Annotated in this window: 1 protein-coding gene; it reads left to right on the top strand. The window is 58.8% G+C overall.

From position 1 onward, the window contains the following. A partial coding sequence (locus MXD59_RS26120; protein ID WP_372512212.1) for a transposase occupies positions 1-237 on the top strand: 237 nt, incomplete at its 5' end. Positions 238-267 lie beyond the last annotated feature (30 nt).

The raw sequence follows: 267 nt of genomic DNA, 5'->3' as shown, positions 1-267 counted from the left end.
GTCGCCAGCACACAAGGGCGACTTCGCATCTTCCGCCTCCCGCCCTACGCCCCCGACACCAACCCAGACGAATGGGTCTGGAACAACGTGAAGACCGCCAAGGTCGGCCGAAAAATGATCACATCGGTCTCGGACCTGTATTCCAATGTTCTCGCCGCGCTCCGCAGGCTCCAGGAAAACCCGGGCCTCGTCATGGGATTCTTCGGTGATCCCCACCTCGCCTACATCAACTGGTAGCGAGTCCAGCTACTTTCGTTCTCCTTAGTA

Source organism: Frankia umida (assembly GCF_023242945.1).
Lineage (GTDB): Bacteria > Actinomycetota > Actinomycetes > Frankiales > Frankiaceae > Frankia > Frankia umida.
This window is presented reverse-complemented; position numbering and strand designations above follow the sequence as displayed.